Here is a 14,367-nt window from a genome sequence, read left to right on the forward strand (position 1 = left end):
CGTGCCCCGGAAAATCAGCCGCGGACCGGCTTGACCTTGCCGGCGGCCTGCCGGGCCCGTTCGCGAGCCTCCTCGACGTTCCCGCCGCGGGCCACGGCGACGCCCATCCGCCGGCGCTCGAAGCTCTCCGGCTTGCCGAACAGGCGCAGGTCGGCGCCCGGCACGGAAAGGGCGTCGGCGACGCCCTCGAAGGCGATGCCCGTGGCCTCCATGCCGCCGTAGATCACCGCGCTGGCGCCCGGCTCCTTCAGGCGCGTGTCCACCGGCAGGCCGAGGATGGCGCGGGCGTGCAGCTTGAACTCGCTCATCTGCTGGCTGACCAGGGTGACGAGGCCGGTGTCGTGCGGGCGCGGGCTGACCTCGCTGAACCACACCTCATTGCCCTTCACGAACAGTTCGACGCCGAAGATCCCCAGGCCGCCCAGGGCCTCGGTGACCGCGCGGCTGATCTCCCGCGCCTTCTTCAGCGCCGGCGGGCTCATGCCCTGCGGCTGCCAGCTCTCGACGTAGTCGCCCTTCACCTGCCGGTGGCCGATGGGGTCGCAGAAGCTGGTGACCACCTCGCCGTGGACCAGGCTGCGCACGGTGAGCTGGGTGATCTCGAAGTCGAAGTCCACGCGGCTCTCGACGATGACCCGGGGCTGCTCCACGCGGCCGCCCTCGAGGGCGTAGCGCCAGGCTTCGGCGATCTGCTCGGGACCTTCCACATAGGACTGGCCCTTGCCCGACGAGCTCATCACCGGCTTCACGAAGCAGGGAAAGCCGGTCACCTCGGCCGCCGCCTGGGCGAGTTCCGCCTCCGTGGAGGCGAAGGCGTAGGCGCTGGTGGGCAGGCCGAGCTCCTCGGCGGCCAGCCGGCGGATGCCTTCGCGGTTCATCGTCAGCTGGGCGGCGCGGGCGGTGGGGATGACGGTCGCCAGCCCCTCGGCCTCGATCTTCACCAACTCGTCGGTGGCGATGGCCTCAATCTCCGGCACGATCAGGTGCGGCCGCTCCTGCTCGACCAGGGCCCGCAGCGCGGCTCCGTCTGTCATGGCGATGACATGCGACCGGTGCGCCACCTGCTGGGCCGGCGCGTCCGGATAGCGGTCGACCGCAATCACCTCGCAGCCCAGCCGCTGCAGCTCGATGGCGACCTCCTTGCCGAGCTCGCCCGAGCCCAGCAGCATCACCCTGACCGCGGTGGGCGAGAGCGGCGTGCCCAGGCGCATCAGTCGAGCTTCGCCTTGGCGGCTTCGGCCACGGCCTCGGCAGTGATGCCGAAGTGCTTGTAGAGCGCCTTGTCGGGGGCGCTGGCGCCGAAGCCGGTCATGCCGACGAAGACGCCGTCCGAGCCGATGAAGCGGTCCCAGCCCATGCGCACGCCCGCCTCGACGGCCACGCGCACCGGCGTCTCGCCGATCAGGGCGTCCTGGTAGTCGCGCGGCTGGGCCTCGAAGAGCTCGAAGCAGGGCACGGAGACCACCCGGGCGCCGACGCCGTCGGCCTCCAGGAGGTCGCGGGCCGCCAGCGCCACGGGCACCTCGGTGCCGGAAGCGAAGATGGTCACCTGGGCCGGGTGGCCGGCGGCGGCGAGCTGGTAGGCGCCGCGGGCAGAGAGGTTCTCGCCGGCCTGCCCGCGCACCGCGGCGGTCTTCTGGCGGGACAGCGCCATCACCGTGGGCGTGCGCTTCGCGTCGAGCGCCAGCTTCCAGCACTCGGCGGTCTCGATCAGGTCGGCCGGGCGGAAGACGTTGAGGTTGGGCATGGCGCGCAGGGCGGCCAGGTGCTCCACCGGCTGGTGTGTCGGGCCGTCCTCGCCGAGGCCGATGGAATCGTGCGTGCCCACGTGGATCACCCGCACCCCCATCAGGGCGGCCAGGCGGATCGCCGGCCGGCTGTAGTCGGTGAAGACGAGGAACGTCCCGCCGTAGGGGATCACCCCGCCGTGCAGGGCCAGGCCGTTCATGGCCGCGGCCATGCCGAACTCGCGCACGCCGTAGTTCACGTAGCGGCCGGCGTAGTCCGGCGCATCGAAGATCGGGGTGTTCTTGACGAAGGTGTTGTTGGAGCCGGTGAGGTCGGCCGAGCCGCCGACCAACTCGGGAATCTCGCCGAAGATCGTCTCCAGCACCGCGCCGGAGTGCTGGCGCGTGGCGGCGGCAGGCTTCGAGGTCGCGGCTTCGGCCATCAGAGCGTCGAGGCGCTCGAAGGCGTGGGCCGGCAGGTCGCCGGCGATGGCGCGCTCGAACTCCGCCCGCTGCGGCGAGGCGGCGAGGCGCTGCTCCCAGGCCTTCAGCAGCTTGCGGCCGCGGCGGCCGGCGGCGCGCCAGGGGCGGTAGACCTCGTCGGGCACCACGAAGGGCTCGTGCGGCCAGCCGAGGTTCTCGCGGGTCTTGACCACCTCGTCCTTGCCCAGCGCCTTGCCGTGCACGTCGTGAGTGCCGGCGAAGGTGGGCGAGCCCTTGCCGATGATGGTCTTGCAGGCGATCAGGCTCGGCCGGTCCTGCTTGGTCGCCCAGGCGAGCGCCCGGCGGATCTGGCCCTCGTCGTGGCCGTCGATCCGCTTCACCGCCCAGCCGGCGGCCTTGAAGCGGGCGAGCTGGTCGGTGGCGTCGGACAGGCCCACGTGGCCGTCGATGGTGATGTCGTTGTCGTCCCAGAGGACCGTCAGCTTGGCGAGCTTCAGCCGGCCGGCCAGGCTGATCGCCTCGTGGCTGACGCCCTCCATCAGGCAGCCGTCGCCGGCCAGCACCCAGGTGCGGTGGTCGACGAGGTCGTCGCCGAAGCGGGCGGCGAGCTTGCGCTCGGCCATGGCCATGCCCACGGCGGTGGCCAGCCCCTGGCCCAGCGGCCCGGTCGTGGTCTCGACGCCGGGCGTGTGGCCCCACTCAGGGTGCCCCGCTGTGTTGGAGCCGAGCTGCCGGAAGTTCCTGATCTGGTCGAGGGTGACCGCCTTCACGCCCGTCAGGTGCAGGAGCGAATAGAGCAGCATCGAGCCGTGGCCGGCCGACAGCACGAACCGGTCGCGGTCCGCCCAGTCGGGACGGGCGGCGTCGTACTTGAGGAACCTGGTCCAGAGCACCGTAGCCACGTCGGCCATGCCCATGGGCATGCCGGGGTGGCCGGAGTTGGCCTGCTCGACGGCGTCCATCGAGAGCACGCGGATGGCGTCGGCCATGATCTTCAGGGGCGCAGGCATCGAGATCCGGAAATCCTGGGGGCGGAGGGAATGGCGCGGGGGGTGGCATGCGCAGGCGCGAGGGTCAAGGCGAGCGGGGCCGCAGGCGCGCGCAGTCAGGAACCCGGAAGAAAACGGCCCGTGCGAGCTTCCCGGCATAAACCCGTGGATTCACAAGGAACCCCGCACGGGTCTATAGATTAGGCCGCCATACCTTTTCGGGAGGACGGCATGAACGCGGGCGAAAGCGCGCTCGAACTTGCGGCCAAGCGCCTGGAGCGGGCGGTCGCCATGCTGGAGCAGCGCCTGGCCGAGCGTCTGAAGGACGCCGACACCGGCGGTCTCTTCGACCAGGACCGGGCGAGGCTCGCCGCCGAACTCGACCAGGCCCGGGCCCGGGAGAAGGAGCTGGAGGCGGCCGGCGCCGAGGCCTCCGCCGCGCTGGGGCGCGCCATCCTCGAGATCCGCGCCGCCCTGAATGGCGCCGCCCAGGAGCACTGAAGCCATGGCCCAGATCCAGATCGAGGTGAACGGCCGGCCCTACGCCGTCGGCTGCGAGGACGGCCAGGAGCAGCACCTCATGGAGCTGGCCAAGCTCTTCGACCGCCAGGTCCGCCACGTGAGCGCCGACATGGGCCAGCTCGGCGACACCCGCCTGTTCCTGATGGGCGCCCTGCTGCTGGCCGACGAGCTCGCCGACGCCCGCAACCGCCTGAACAGCCTGCAGGCCGAGCTCGCCCGTCTGCAGTCGGATCGCGCCCGCATGGAGACACGGGCGGTGGCGGCGCTGGAGAACGCCGCCAAGCGGATCGAGAAACTGGCCGTCGACGACGTCGCCGCCTGAGGCCTCGCTTGAGGAAGGGGGCCGGGCGCACTACCTTAGGAGCCGGCGGGTCTGCTGCGGCTCGCGTCGAAGGCGACATATTCCAGCGACCTTAATTCACTCATAGGGAGCTGTCCCTGCCCCGGACCGTGGTCTTGGGCACACGGCGCCCACCTGGTCTATCCAGGTCGAGGGAATGAAACAGTCCTTCACGGCTCTCGCGGCGCCGCCACCGACTTCCTGCTATGAGCAGGGGGTGAAGACCCTCGACAAGACGACGCTCCGGGTCCTGCTGCGCCAGGTCCGCCGCAAGCTGGCCGCCGAGGCGCCGGACGCGGCCGCCCGCGCCGCCGAGCGCCTGCCGCTCGACCGGCTGCCCGCCTTCCGCACCTTCTCAGGCTATCAGCCGACCGGCTCCGAGATGGACCCGCGACCGCTGATGCGCCGCCTGTGCGAGACCGGCGCCGCCGCGGCCCTGCCGGTCGCCGAGCGCCGCGACGCGCCGCTGGCCTTCCGGGTGTGGGATCCGGACCAGGCGCTGGAGCCCGACGCCTTCGGCATCCCGGCTCCGCCGCCGGGGGCGGCCGCGGTCCTGCCGGACCTGGTCATCGCGCCGCTGCTTGCCTTCGACCGGCGGGGACAGCGGCTCGGGCAGGGGGCCGGGCACTACGACCGGACGCTGGCGAACCTTCGGGCGGTCCAGTCCGTTTTCGTGCTTGGCCTCGCCTATTCGGGCCAGGAAGTGGAGGAACTGCCCGCCGAACCCCACGACGAGCGGCTCGATGCGATCCTGACCGAGACGGACTACATCGAGGTCGGCTAAGGACGCTGCATGAAATTCGCCTTCTTTGGAGACGTGGTGGGCCGCTCGGGCCGCGAGGGTCTCGCCGAGCACCTTCCCGGCCTCCGCCGCCGCCTTGACCTCGAGTTCGTGATCGTCAACGGCGAGAACGCCGCGGCGGGCTTCGGCATCACCGAGTCCACCGCCCGGGAGCTGTTCGACGCGGGCGCCGACGCGCTGACGCTCGGCAACCACTCCTGGGACCAGAAGGAGGCGCTCACCTACATCGTCCGCGAGCCCCGCCTGATCCGGCCGCTGAACTATCCCAAGCTCGCCGACGCGCCCGGCCGCGGCGCGCAGCTCTTCGAGACGCATTCGGGCAAGCGGATCCTGGTCGTCAACCTGCTGGGCCGTGTGTTCATGGACGCCCTCGACGACCCGTTCGCTGCGGTGGACGCCGAGCTGGAGGCCTGCCCGCTCGGCATGGCGGCCGACGCCGTGGTGGTGGACATCCACGCGGAGGCGACGTCCGAGAAGATGGCGATGGGCCACTTCTGCGACGGCCGCGCGAGCCTGGTGGTGGGCACCCACAGCCACGTGCCGACCGCCGACGCCCAGCTCCTGCCCGGCGGCACGGCCTACCAGACCGACGCCGGGGCCTGCGCCGACTACGACAGCGTGATCGGCAACCAGAAGGAGGAGCCGCTGCGGCGGTTCACGACACGGATCTCGGGCGGCCGCTACAAGCCCGCGGAAGGGCCGGCCACGGTGTGCGGGGTCTATGTGGAGACCGACGACCGCACGGGCCTCGCCCGCCGCATCGAGCCGATCCGCATCGGCGGCCGGCTCTCGCAGACGATCCCCGTGCTGGAGTCCGTGCAGGCCTAGGCGACCCGCCGGGCCTCCAGGGTCCGCTCGATGGCGGCGAACAGCTGGGCGGGCTGGATCGGCTTGCCCTGCAGGGCGTCGAAGCCGAGGCCCCTGAGCCGCTCCTCCTCGCCGGGCGAGGCGTCGGCGGTGAGCGCGATCACCGGAATCCCGGCGGGACCGGCCCCGCCCTCGCGGATGCGGCGCACGGCTTCGATCCCGTCCATCACCGGCATGCGCACATCCATCAGGACAATGTCGAAGAGCTCGACCTGCAGGCGCTCCAGGGCCTCGGCGCCGTGCACGGCCACCTCCACGGCGGCGCCGGCGGATTCGAGCAGGGCGCGCGCCACCGCCAGGTTGATCGGGTTGTCGTCAGTCACGAGGATGCGCAGCGGCGGGAGCTCGGCGGCGGGGGCCTCGCTGGTGTCCACGGGGCGGCTTTCCGCGGCCGGCAGCGGCAGCCAGACGCGGAAGGTGGAGCCCTTGCCGGGCTCGCTCTCGACGCCGATGTCGCCGCCCATCATCGAGGTCAGCTTGCGGCAGATGGAGAGCCCGAGGCCCGTGCCGCCGTACTTTCGGGCGGTGGAGGCCTCCGCCTGGCTGTAGGGGCGGAACAGGCGCGCCACCTGCTCGGCGGTCATGCCCGGGCCGGTGTCGCTGACCAGGATCTCGATCGCGCCCTCACCGTCGGCATGCGGCGCCGAACGCACCGTCAGGCTGACCCGGCCCTCTTCCGTGAACTTCAGGGCGTTGGAGAGCAGGTTCAGGATGATCTGGCGCACCCGGGTCTCGTCGCCCTGGACATGGTGCGGCACCTGCGGGTCGATCTCGCAGGCGAGCTCCAGGTCCTTGGCGGCGGCGGCCTCCGTCCAGAGCTGGACCGACTGTTCGCTGACCGCGCGCAGGTTGAAGGGCGCCACCTCCAGGTCCAGCCGGCCGGCCTCGATCTTGGAGTGGTCGAGCACGTCGTTGAGGATGGAGAGCAGGCTGTCGCCGGAGCGGACGATGGTTTCCAGGTAGTCGCGCTGGCGGGAGCTGAGGTCGGTGTGCTGCAGGGCGCGGGCCATGCCGAGGACGCCGTTCATCGGCGTCCGCAGCTCGTGCGTGACCATGCTGAGGAAGGCGGACTTGGCCTCGTTGGCCTCGTTCGCCCGGCGCTCGGCGTCGGCCAGGGCGGCGGCGTTCTGGGCGGTGGCGCGCGCGGCGGCGGCGACGTAGGCCAGAGCCATGGCGAAGCCGAAGCCGACGATCATCAGGTCGCCGAGATCGTAGCCGCCGAAGACGGTGGGCAGCAGCATCCAGAGAAGGGCGGCGGGCACGCCCATGACCACCAGGGCGGCGGGCGTGTGGGACGAGAATCCTTGGGCGTGGACGAGCACGGTGACCAGGATCGCCACGGCCGCCAGGCGCAGGGATTCCTCGCCGGACACCCAGCCGCGGACCGCCAGCGCGCACCACACCAGGCCCGCCAGCGCCATCCAGATCACATAGCCGAGGCGGGCCGAGGGCGGCAGGGCGCCGCCCCGGGCGGCCTTGCGCGAGGCGAAGCGGGCGCCCGCCTCGGTCAGGGCGAAGCAGGCGAGCCAGCCGAGACTCCAGGCGAGGCCGAACGGCTCGATCGACAGCAGGGTCGCGGCCAGCCCCGCGGCGATGCGGACAGCGAGCACCTCGAACGACGTGCGCGCCACGATATCCAGCCGCTCGTTGAGCGCCCTCCACTGCGGTTTGCCCACGCGCAGTCCCCCCTTGCTTTGTACTTGTGGCCCCTGCCGGACCCCCTCCCCCGAGGCGAATCGGCGCGTCCGTGTACAACGGTTCCGCCGAACGGCGCTACCTCGGTTGCATAGGCGGCTACGCTTTCCGGTCCTGGTTGCGACCGCGCCGAAACGCGGCTCTAGTGCGAGTGCAACGGGAGGGTCTGATGCTCGCAAAATTCATCGTCCGCGCCATCTTTGCGGCGCTCGGGCTGTGGCTGGCCTCCAGGTTCGTGCCGGGGGTGCGGGTGGACGACACCGGCACGCTGATCCTCGCCGCCGTGCTGCTGGGGATCGTCAACGCCTTCGTTCGCCCGGTGGTCTTCGTGCTGACCCTTCCGATCACCCTCCTGACCCTGGGCCTGTTCCTGCTGGTAGTGAACGCCGCCATGATCGGGCTGGTGGCCTGGCTGCTGTCCGGCTTCCACGTGGACGGCCTGGTGGCCGGGATCCTCGCCGCCATCGTCACCGGGGTGACGAGCTGGATCGGCTACATGGTCCTGGGCGACGCCCGGCGGGACTAGGCCCGAGGCCGATGCGCATGGGCGAGAAGGACATCTGGTTCAGGTACGAGGTCACCGCCGGCCGGTTCAGCGGGACGCCCGTGAACTGGAAGGGCTGGCTCGCCCTGGCCGGCCTGATCGGCGCGCCCACGGGCCTCCTGCTGCTCGCCATGCCGTGGCTGCGGCCGCTCGGCCCGCTGGGCGTGATCCTCGGGCTTGCGGTGGTGTTCGCGATCGTCTTCCCGGGCGCCGTCGCCCTCGTCCGCGCCAAGGGCCGGCGGGTGAACTGACGGACGAGGGGCAAAGAAAAAGGGCGGAGCCTCGCGGCCCCGCCCTCCATCTCAGTCAGCAGGCGTGGACTAGAAGTCCATGTCGCCCATGCCGCCCATGCCGCCGCCCGGCATGCCGCCCGCGCCGGCGCCGCCCTTCTTGGGGGCCTCGACGATCGCGGCTTCCGTGGTGATCAGCAGGCCGGCCACCGAGGCGGCGTCCTGCAGAGCGGTGCGCACGACCTTGGCCGGGTCGATCACGCCGGCCTGCACGAGGTCGACGTACTCTTCCGTCTGGGCGTTGAAGCCGAAGGTGGGCGAGGCGTTCTCGAGCACCTTGCCGACCACGATCGAGCCTTCCACGCCGGCGTTCTCGGCGATCTGACGGATCGGGGCCTGCAGGGCGCGGCGCACGATGGCCACGCCGGCTTCCTGGTCGTCGTTGTCGCCCTTGAAGCCGTCGAGGACCTTCGAGGCCTTCAGGAGCGCGACGCCGCCGCCGGGGACGATGCCTTCTTCCACCGCAGCGCGGGTGGCGTTCAGGGCGTCGTCGACGCGGTCCTTCTTCTCCTTCACCTCGACTTCGGTCGCGCCGCCGACCCGGATCACCGCAACGCCGCCCGCCAGCTTGGCGAGACGCTCTTGCAGCTTTTCCTTGTCGTAGTCGGAGGTGGTGTCCTCGATCTGCTTCTTGATCTGAGCCACGCGGCCTTCGATGCCGGCCTTGTCACCCGAGCCGTCGACGATCGTGGTGTCGTCCTTGGTGATGGTGACCTTCTTGGCGCGGCCGAGCATGTCGAGCGAGACGTTCTCGAGCTTGATGCCGAGGTCTTCGGAGATCAGCTGGCCGCCGGTCAGGATGGCGATGTCTTCCAGCATGGCCTTGCGGCGGTCGCCGAAGCCCGGAGCCTTCACCGCCGCAACGCGCAGGCCGCCGCGCAGCTTGTTGACCACGAGGGTCGCCAGCGCTTCGCCTTCCACGTCTTCCGCGATGATCAGCAGCGGACGGCCCGACTGCACCACGGCCTCGAGGACCGGCAGCAGGGGCTGCAGCGAGGAGAGCTTCTTTTCGAAGAGCAGGATCAGCGGCTCTTCGAGGTCGGCCTCCATCTTCTCGGCGTTCGTGATGAAGTACGGCGAGAGGTAGCCGCGGTCGAACTGCATGCCCTCGACGACGTCGAGTTCGGTCTCGGCGGTCTTGGCTTCCTCGACGGTGATGACACCCTCGTTGCCGACCTTCTCCATGGCGCGGGCGATCATCTCGCCCACTTCCAGGTCGCCGTTGGCGGAGATGGTGCCGACCTGGGCGATTTCCGAGTTGGCGGACACCTTCTTGGCGTTCGACTTGATCTCCTCGATGACCTTGGCGACCGCCTTGTCGACGCCGCGCTTCAGGTCCATCGGGTTCATGCCGGCGGCCACCGACTTCAGGCCTTCGACGACGATCGCCTGGGCCAGGACCGTGGCGGTCGTGGTGCCGTCACCGGCCTTGTCGTTGGTCTTGGAAGCCACTTCGCGGATCAGCTGGGCGCCCAGGTTCTCGAACTTGTCGGACAGTTCGATTTCCTTGGCGACCGACACGCCGTCCTTGGTCGAGCGCGGGGCGCCGAAGGACTTCTCGATGACCACGTTGCGGCCCTTGGGGCCCAGGGTCACCTTCACCGCGTTGGCGAGGATGTTGACGCCGCGCAGCATGCGGTCGCGCGCGTCGGAGGAGAAATAGACGTCTTTGGCAGCCATGTTGCTGTCCCTTTTTTCTAACGATGCCTGGATGTGAGCGCTTAGGCGGCCTTGGCGGCCTTCTCGGGCTCCAGAACGCCCAGGATGTCGCTTTCCTTCATGATCAGCAGGTCCTTGCCCTCGAGCTTGACCTCGGTGCCCGACCACTTGCCGAACAGGATGCGGTCGCCGGCCTTGACGTCCAGCGGCTGGACCTTGCCGGACTCGTCGCGGGCGCCCGGGCCCACGGCGATGACTTCGCCTTCCTGCGGCTTCTCCTTGGCGGTGTCGGGGATGATGATCCCGCCCCGGGTTTTCTCTTCTTCCTCGACACGCCGGACGAGGACCCGGTCACCCAAAGGACGAAACGCCATGTTCTTATCTCCGTCGAGACGGTTGCAAATGCGGTCACGCAGGCACTGAAGGGGCGCTGTTAGCAGTCGCGGCCCTTGAGTGCTAACGCGGGCTGGGAGTTAGGAAAGTGGCCCTCCGGAGTCAAGCGGAAGGCCGAAAAACCCTGCGGAACCGGGCATCCGGATCCGCGTTCGCGGAACCTTGGCCGTGGATTGCGGGTTTCCAGCTGCACCAGGGACACCACGAGGGGTGCGGGCGATGGCTCTGCAAGCCTTCCTGCGCAAGACGATCCGTGAGGGCGACCTGACCGTCCGGCTGCCGGGCGGTGGGGTCCTGGCACTGGGCGATGGGACCGGTCCGCCGGTGACGGTTGCGATCACCTCCAGGGCCTGGGCCGCCCGGATCGCGCTCAATCCGCAGCTGGCCGTCGGCGAGGCCTACATGGAGGGTGGTCTCGTCCTCGAGCGCGGCGGGATCTGGGACTTCGTGGACCTGATCGGCCGCAACGCCAGGCACAGGCCGCTGAAGCGCGCCGGTCCGCTTGCCCGCTGGTGGCTGGACCGCCGGCTGCAGGCCAACGCGCGCGCCGCCGCCCGGCGCAACGTCGCCCACCACTACGACCTGTCGGTGGAGCTCTACAGGCTCTTCCTCGACCCCGACCTGCAGTACTCCTGCGCTTATTTCCCGGACCCCTATGCGAGTCTGGAGGAGGCCCAGCTCGCCAAGAAGCGCCACCTCGCCGCCAAGCTCCTCCTGCGGCCCGGCCACCGTGTGCTCGACATCGGCTGCGGCTGGGGCGGTCTGGCCCTGACGCTGGCCGAGGAGACCGGGGCGGACGCGGAGGGCGTCACGCTGTCGACCGAGCAGTTCGCCACCGCCAGCCAACGGGCGGAGGCCCAGGGCCTCGCCGGCCGGGCGAAGTTCTCGCTCACCGACTACCGCGACGTGGAAGGCCCCTACGACCGCATCGTCTCGGTGGGGATGTTCGAGCATGTGGGCCGGCCCAACTTCCAGGCCTATTTCGACCAGGTGGCGCGGCTGCTGAACGACGACGGCGTGGCGGTGATCCACTCCATCGGCCGCACGGAGGGCCCGGCCTTCACCCAGCCGTGGATCGCCAAGTACATCTTCCCCGGCGGCTACATCCCGGCGCTCTCGGAGGTGCTGGCCGCCGTCGAGCGCTCCGGCCTGATCGTCACGGACGTGGAGATCCTGCGGCTGCACTACGCCGAAACCCTCAAGGCGTGGCGCGAGCGGTTCCAGGCGCGGCGCGCGGACGCGGCGCGGATGTACGACGACCGCTTCTGTCGGATGTGGGAGTTCTACCTCGCGGTCAGCGAGCTCGCCTTCCGCTACCGCGGCCACATGGTCTTCCAGCTGCAGCTCGCCAAGCGGGTCGACGCCGTGCCGCTGACCCGAGACTACATCGGCGAGGCCGAGGCCTGGCTCCATCGGCCCAGGCGCCGCGCCGCCTGATTTCCCTTGGTCGCCGCGCGCCGCGGCCGCTAGGGTCGGCCAAGGGATTGAAACGCCTGTTGGAGTAACTACCCATGCGCCGCGTCATCGCGCTCGCCGCCGCGACCGCCTTCGCCGCCACCGCCGCGTCTGCGGAAACCTGGACCAAGTTCGTGGACGGGCCCGGGGGCACGCAGTGGTCCTACGACGCCGACTACACCTACAAGGACAAGGCCTCGGGCCGCCTCGTGGTCATGCAGGCGGTCTCCAAACCCGAGGCCAAGCTCGGGCCCTCCGGCCCCGGCAAGCCGGACGGCGTGGGCTACGTCTACGCCATCGACTGCGCCAAGAAGAACCTGATCACCGTGGCGGCCTACAAGCCCTCCACGGCCTTCGCGATTCCCGCCAAGTGGCGCGACGAGACGCCGAAGAAGGCCACCGGCGCGGAGAACGAGGCCCTGCTGGCGGCGGTCTGCCCACACGCGGACCACGTCCCGGTGAAATAGGCTCGCGGGCGGCCGGGCGAACTCTGTCCAAAGCTTAACTGGAAAGCCCGGCTGCCGCTTCCTATCTGAAGGGCCATGGGATGGTGGCTGAAACTCCTTCCGGCCCTGGCCGTGCTCGCGCTGGCGATCGCGCTTGTCCTGTCCGCCAAGGCGCCGCCGCTCTACTCATGACCTGACGGGTAATCGACCCGCCTCCGCCGGCGGGGAATGCTCCCCTCGTCGCCGCCCCTCCCGGGCCGCGACGAATATGAGGAGCAAGCCATGTCCGCCGTCCAGTCGTCCTTCCTGCGCCGCGTGATCGCCGTCGACGCCGCCGCCTGCGCCGCGTCCGGTGCGCTGATGGCCTTCGCCGCCCAGCCGCTGGCCGCGCTCACCGGCCTGCAGCCGGCGCTCACCCAGCCGGCCGGCGTCTTCCTGCTGGTCTGGGCCGCCCTGCTGGCCTTCCTCGCCACACGTCCCGCCTTGCCGCGACCGGTGGTCTGGACCCTGATCGGCGTCAACGTCCTGTGGGTCGTGGAAAGCGCTCTCGTCCTGATGCCGGGCTGGGCCCAGCCGACCGCGCTCGGCTACGGCTTCGTGATCGCCCAGGCGGCCGCGGTGGCGGTGATCGCCGACCTGCAGTTCATGGGCCTGCGCCGGGCCGAGCGCCTGGCCTGACCTGGCGGAGCGCGCCGAAGGGTCGCCCGTCGGCGCGCTATCCGCAACCGTCGCCGAACAGTTGTTTGATTTTCTCCCGATCTGCGCCCATGGTCGCCGGCTGATGATCGGCTCCAGCACTCTGGGAGGAGTGACCATGAACAACGTCGCCGCGGAACGCGCGAACTCGAGCTTCGGGCTGAGCCCGCAGGACGAACTCAATGACCTGCGGATGTCCGACAAGGCGGTGCCGCTCTATAACCAGGTGAAGGCGTTCATCCGCGAGGTGGTCGAGCCGGCCGCCGAGGAGTTCCACCGGCTGGGCGAAGGCCGCCCGAATGTCTGGGACTATGCGCCCGGCCAGCTGGAAGTGCTCGAAGCCGCAAAGGACAAGGCCAAGGCCCAGGGCCTGTGGAACTTCTTCCTGCCGAACGCCGAGACCGGCGAGGGCCTGTCCAACCTCGACTACGCCTATATCGCCGTCGAGCTGGGCAAGAACCGGCTGGCCTCCGAGATCATGAACTGCGCGGCGCCCGACACCGGAAACATGGAGGTGCTGGAGCGCGTCGGCACGCCGGAGCAGAAGGAGCAGTGGCTGAAGCCGCTGCTGGAAGGGAAGATCCGCTCGGCCTACTGCATGACCGAGCTGAACACCGCCAGCTCCGACGCCAAGAACATCGACACCCGCGCCGTGCGCGTCGGCGACGAATACATCCTGACCGGCGAGAAGCACTACATCTCCGGCGCCGGCGACCCGCGCTGCAAGATCATGATCACCATGGTCAAGACCGGCGGCGAGAACGACCCGCCGCACCTGCAGCAGTCACAGATCCTGGTGCCGCTGCCCTGCGAGGGCGTGGAGATCGTCGGCGGCCAGCAGGTCTTCGGCGACTATGACGCGCCGCACGGCCACATGCACATCCGCTTCAACAACGCCCGGGTGCCGGCCTCCAACATGCTGCTGGGCGAGGGCCGCGGCTTCGAGATCAGCCAGCTGCGTCTCGGCCCCGGCCGGATCCACCACTGCATGCGCGCCATCGGCTCGGCCGAGAAGGCGCTCGACCTCATGGTGACCCGCGGCATGCAGCGCGTGGCGTTCGGCAAGCCGATCATCCAGCTGGGCGGCAACCTCGAGATCGTCAGCCGCGCGCGGATCGAGATCGAGGCCATGCGCCTGATGGTGCTGAAGGCCGCCAAGGCCATGGACGTGCTGGGCAACCGCGAGGCCCGCGTGTGGATCCACATGGTCAAGGCCATGGTGCCCGAGCGGGTCTGCAAGATCATCGACCAGGCGATCCAGATGCACGGCGCGCTCGGGGTGTCGCAGCACACCCCGCTGGCCCGCATGTACGCCAACACCCGCACCCTGCGGATCGCCGACGGCCCGGACGAGGTCCACCACATGGTGGTCGGCCGCAACGAGCTGCAGCAGTTCCGCGAGGGGCCGCACGACAGCTCGATGTCGGCGGTGTTCCGGAACTGACCACGCGTCCCGCGCCTGCCGTCGCATAACGACGGTAGGCGCGGCCGCCCGGCT

The 14,367-nt window shown here is 70.1% G+C and carries 14 protein-coding genes and 1 pseudogene; 10 read left to right on the forward strand and 5 right to left on the reverse strand.

Annotated elements, in window-relative coordinates:
* Positions 1 to 14: 14 nt before the first annotated feature.
* Both purT and tkt read right to left on the reverse strand, forming a co-directional pair.
* Positions 15 to 1,217 (reverse strand): annotated as a pseudogene (gene purT, locus VM685_RS08570) (formate-dependent phosphoribosylglycinamide formyltransferase); the annotation flags it as partial.
* Complete coding sequence (tkt, locus tag VM685_RS08575; protein ID WP_414693353.1) at positions 1,211 to 3,181, reverse strand: transketolase; 1,971 nt, start codon at positions 3,179 to 3,181, stop codon at positions 1,211 to 1,213. The gene tkt and the pseudogene purT, both read right to left, overlap by 7 nt.
* Positions 3,182 to 3,391: 210 nt before the next feature.
* Here tkt and VM685_RS08580 point away from each other — a divergent pair, with 210 nt between their 5' ends.
* The 4 genes from VM685_RS08580 to VM685_RS08595 all read left to right on the forward strand — a co-directional run bounded on the left by VM685_RS08580 (position 3,392) and on the right by VM685_RS08595 (position 5,652).
* Positions 3,392 to 3,661, forward strand: a complete 270-nt coding sequence (locus VM685_RS08580) for a DUF4164 family protein (RefSeq protein WP_325459724.1) — start codon at positions 3,392 to 3,394, stop codon at positions 3,659 to 3,661.
* A 4-nt stretch (positions 3,662 to 3,665) separates the two neighbouring features.
* Positions 3,666 to 4,004 (forward strand): cell division protein ZapA, encoded by a 339-nt coding sequence (locus VM685_RS08585; protein ID WP_325459725.1) that lies wholly within the window; start codon positions 3,666 to 3,668, stop codon positions 4,002 to 4,004.
* A gap of 235 nt (positions 4,005 to 4,239) precedes the next feature.
* Entirely contained in the window at positions 4,240 to 4,806 is a 567-nt protein-coding gene (locus VM685_RS08590; protein ID WP_325459726.1) for a 5-formyltetrahydrofolate cyclo-ligase, read from the forward strand.
* A gap of 9 nt (positions 4,807 to 4,815) precedes the next feature.
* Positions 4,816 to 5,652 carry a TIGR00282 family metallophosphoesterase gene (locus VM685_RS08595; protein ID WP_325459727.1) on the forward strand — a complete coding sequence of 279 codons (837 nt, stop codon included), beginning with the start codon at positions 4,816 to 4,818 and terminating at the stop codon, positions 5,650 to 5,652.
* Here the strand turns inward: VM685_RS08595 and VM685_RS08600 are convergent.
* Positions 5,649 to 7,367, reverse strand: a complete 1,719-nt coding sequence (locus VM685_RS08600; RefSeq protein ID WP_325459728.1) for an ATP-binding protein — start codon at positions 7,365 to 7,367, stop codon at positions 5,649 to 5,651. The genes VM685_RS08595 and VM685_RS08600 overlap by 4 nt on opposite strands.
* 188 nt (positions 7,368 to 7,555) lie before the next feature.
* Between VM685_RS08600 and VM685_RS08605 the strand changes: the two genes are divergently transcribed.
* Positions 7,556 to 7,912 (forward strand): phage holin family protein, encoded by a 357-nt coding sequence (locus tag VM685_RS08605; protein ID WP_325459729.1) that lies wholly within the window; start codon positions 7,556 to 7,558, stop codon positions 7,910 to 7,912.
* 17 nt (positions 7,913 to 7,929) lie between these two features.
* Positions 7,930 to 8,181, forward strand: a complete 252-nt coding sequence (locus VM685_RS08610) for a hypothetical protein (RefSeq protein ID WP_325459730.1) — start codon at positions 7,930 to 7,932, stop codon at positions 8,179 to 8,181.
* A gap of 69 nt (positions 8,182 to 8,250) precedes the next feature.
* On the opposite strand, the gene groL is transcribed toward VM685_RS08610, so the two are convergent.
* Together groL and groES are read right to left on the reverse strand one after the other, a co-directional pair.
* Positions 8,251 to 9,900, reverse strand: a complete 1,650-nt coding sequence (gene groL, locus VM685_RS08615) for a chaperonin GroEL (RefSeq protein WP_325459731.1) — start codon at positions 9,898 to 9,900, stop codon at positions 8,251 to 8,253.
* Positions 9,901 to 9,941: 41 nt separating this feature from the next.
* A complete protein-coding gene (gene groES / locus VM685_RS08620; RefSeq protein WP_325459732.1) occupies positions 9,942 to 10,253 on the reverse strand; it encodes a co-chaperone GroES in 312 nt (103 codons plus the stop codon).
* A 238-nt stretch (positions 10,254 to 10,491) separates the two neighbouring features.
* On the opposite strand from groES, the gene VM685_RS08625 reads away from it, so the two are divergent.
* From VM685_RS08625 to VM685_RS08640, 4 genes are all read left to right on the forward strand, one after another.
* Positions 10,492 to 11,709 (forward strand): cyclopropane-fatty-acyl-phospholipid synthase family protein, encoded by a 1,218-nt coding sequence (locus tag VM685_RS08625; RefSeq protein ID WP_325459733.1) that lies wholly within the window; start codon positions 10,492 to 10,494, stop codon positions 11,707 to 11,709.
* A 74-nt stretch (positions 11,710 to 11,783) separates the two neighbouring features.
* Positions 11,784 to 12,194, forward strand: a complete 411-nt coding sequence (locus VM685_RS08630; protein ID WP_325459734.1) for a hypothetical protein — start codon at positions 11,784 to 11,786, stop codon at positions 12,192 to 12,194.
* A 261-nt stretch (positions 12,195 to 12,455) separates the two neighbouring features.
* Positions 12,456 to 12,851 carry a hypothetical protein gene (locus tag VM685_RS08635; RefSeq protein ID WP_325459735.1) on the forward strand — a complete coding sequence of 132 codons (396 nt, stop codon included), beginning with the start codon at positions 12,456 to 12,458 and terminating at the stop codon, positions 12,849 to 12,851.
* A gap of 136 nt (positions 12,852 to 12,987) precedes the next feature.
* Positions 12,988 to 14,313 carry an acyl-CoA dehydrogenase family protein gene (locus tag VM685_RS08640; protein ID WP_325459736.1) on the forward strand — a complete coding sequence of 442 codons (1,326 nt, stop codon included), beginning with the start codon at positions 12,988 to 12,990 and terminating at the stop codon, positions 14,311 to 14,313.
* The last annotated feature ends 54 nt before the right edge of the window (positions 14,314 to 14,367 follow it).

The sequence above is a fragment of the Phenylobacterium sp. genome, from assembly GCF_035539035.1.
GTDB lineage: Bacteria > Pseudomonadota > Alphaproteobacteria > Caulobacterales > Caulobacteraceae > Phenylobacterium.